Below are 2556 nucleotides of genomic sequence, written 5' to 3'. Positions count from 1 at the left end.
CATCGCGCCCGCGAACACCAGCGCACTCGCATGGGTGAGCGGCAGAAGCAGGAACAGAGCAATCACCGCCGAGCGCGCCGTGTAAAGCGCCGACAGGACATATTTCTGGCGCAGCACATCGCCCGCGCGGCCGAAGATGTAAGAACCAAGGATGTTGAATAACCCGACCAGCGCCAGCACCTGCGCCCCGATCCCGATCCCCAGCCCCTTGTCGTCGAGATAGGCAGGCAGATGCGTCGCGATGAACGCGATGTGGAAACCGCAGACGAAGAACCCGGCGTTGAGCAACCAGAAACCGCGGTGGACCGCCGCTTCACGCAGCGCCTCGCGCGCGGTCTGGTAGGCCTCGGCGGCGAGGCCCGGCCCTCCGTCGGTACGCCCCGCGATCCCGATCGCCAGCACCCCGCACAGCGCGACGAGCCCAGCCATGATCCAAAGCGTTTGGTGGTACCCGACATCGCCGAGCAGCATCGACGCCAGCGGCACGACCAGAAACTGACCGAGCGAGCCGCCCGCGGTCACGATGCCGAAAGCGCTGCTCCGCTTTTCAGGACTGACGACGCGCCCGACCGCGCCGAGCACGACGACAAAGGTGGTCGCCGACTGTGCCATGCCGATGACGATACCGAAGCTGATATGCAGCCCGATCGCATCGGTCGCAAAGGCCGCGCCGATCAAACCGACCGCGTAGAGCAGCGCTCCGCCCAGCACGACGCGTCCGGCGCCATGCTTGTCGGCGAGCGCCCCGACAAACGGCTGAACCAAGCCAAGCAGCAGATTTTGCAACGCCATCGCGAGCCCGAAATCCGACCGGCTGATCCCGATATCGACGCTCATCTGCGGAAGGAACAGGCCGAACGACTGGCGGACGCCCATCGCCAGCGTGACGATGAAGGCGGCGCAGAGGATTACGATCCAAGGACGTTTCATAAGAGAGTGTGTGGGGGAGCTCATGGCGACGCGATGCGCTTGCCTTCCTTGTCCGTCAAGCGCGCTTAGCTATAGGTCCGTTTACTCGCCCTTCGTCACCCCGGACTTGATCNNGGTGACGAAGGGCGAGGACAATGAAAGGGATTTCCTTCCGTGTCCAAAGCTGGTTAGAGCCGAATCGCATGACCGCATCCTCGCCCCTCGACGATTTCAAGGCTGCGCTGTCCAGCGTCGCGCGCGCGGTAACCCGCGATGCCGAGGTCGAGGTTGGCTTTACCGCCGACGCGCCGGCGCAGATTGGAAAGGCAATCAAGGTGCCGACGCCCTCTCGCACCCTGCCCGCCGAGCAGGTTGCCGAAGCGCGGGGGTTCGCGGACAGCTACGCTTTGCGGATGAAGCACCACAGCGAGAAATTGCATGCCGCGGCTCGCCCCGCCGAACCGCTCGCCGCCGCGGCTTTCGACGCGATGGAGCGGGCGCGGATCGAGGCGCTGGGCGCGCGCCATATGGACGGGATGCGCGCCAACCTGTCGGCGAGTCTCGCGATGCGGATGCGCAGCGATCCCATCAGCCGCGCGCAGGGCCGTGACGATGTCCCCATGTCGAGTGCGCTCGAACTGATGCTCCGCGAAGCGCTCACCGGCGATGCCGCGCCGCAGGGCACCGAAACCGGCTTGTCGCTGGTGCGCGAATGGATTTCCAAGGAAGCGGGCGGCGATCTCACCGCGCTGTCGATGCTGCTCGACGATCAGGCGGCTTTTGGCGAAACCGCGAAGCTGGCGCTGCGTAACCTCGACTTGATTCACAGCGACGAACCGCTGGAGGAAGGCGGCGAGGACGGCGGCGAAGAGGATGAGAGCGAGGCCGACGAGAGCCAGGAAGAACAGGACAGCGAAGACGGCGGCAGCGGTGAAAGCCAGGTCGATGCGCGCGCCGAAATGGCGGGCGATCAGGCCGACGATGGCGACAGCGACCCCGACGCGCAGGAAATGGAAGCCGATGGCGAACCCGAAATGGGCGGCGAAGGCGATGAGGGGATGCTCCCCGTCCGCCCCAACCGCCTGCCGGGCGACATCCCCGATTTCAATTACCTGCGCTTCACCGAAAAGCATGACGAGATCATCCTCGCGACCGAGCTCTGCGATGCCGACGAACTGACACGGCTGCGGACCTATCTCGACCAGCAGATGCAGCATTTGCAGGGCGCGGTGACCAAGCTTGCCAACCGGCTGCAACGCCGGCTGATGGCGCAGCAGAACCGTGCCTGGGATTTCGATCAGGAGGAAGGCCAGCTCGACGCAGCAAGGCTGGCGCGCGTCATCGTATCGCCCGGTCAGTCGCTCAGTTACAAGATCGAGCGCGATACTGATTTTCGCGACACCGTGGTGACGCTGCTGATCGACAATTCAGGTTCGATGCGCGGGCGGCCGATCAGTATCGCCGCGATCAGCGCCGACATTCTGGCGCGCACACTGGAACGCTGCGGCGTCAAGACCGAAATCCTGGGCTTCACGACGCGGACGTGGAAGGGTGGCCAGAGCCGCGAGGACTGGCTCGCTGCGGGACGTCCCGCGCATCCCGGGCGCCTCAATGACCTAAGGCACATCATCTACAAGCCCGCCGACG

At 65.0% G+C, this 2556-nt stretch carries 1 protein-coding gene and 1 pseudogene; one reads left to right on the top strand and one right to left on the bottom strand.

Annotated features, from left to right (window positions below):
* Positions 1-930 (bottom strand): MFS transporter (locus B4F07_RS00585; RefSeq protein WP_293704337.1); only part of this gene is annotated, 930 nt, incomplete at its 3' end.
* Between the two features lie 182 nt (positions 931-1112).
* On the opposite strand from B4F07_RS00585, the pseudogene B4F07_RS00580 reads away from it, so the two are divergent.
* Positions 1113-2556 (top strand): annotated as a pseudogene (locus B4F07_RS00580) (cobaltochelatase CobT-related protein); the annotation flags it as partial.

Source organism: Sphingopyxis sp. UBA6723, assembly GCF_002454115.1.
Taxonomy (GTDB): domain Bacteria; phylum Pseudomonadota; class Alphaproteobacteria; order Sphingomonadales; family Sphingomonadaceae; genus Sphingopyxis.
This window is presented reverse-complemented; position numbering and strand designations above follow the sequence as displayed.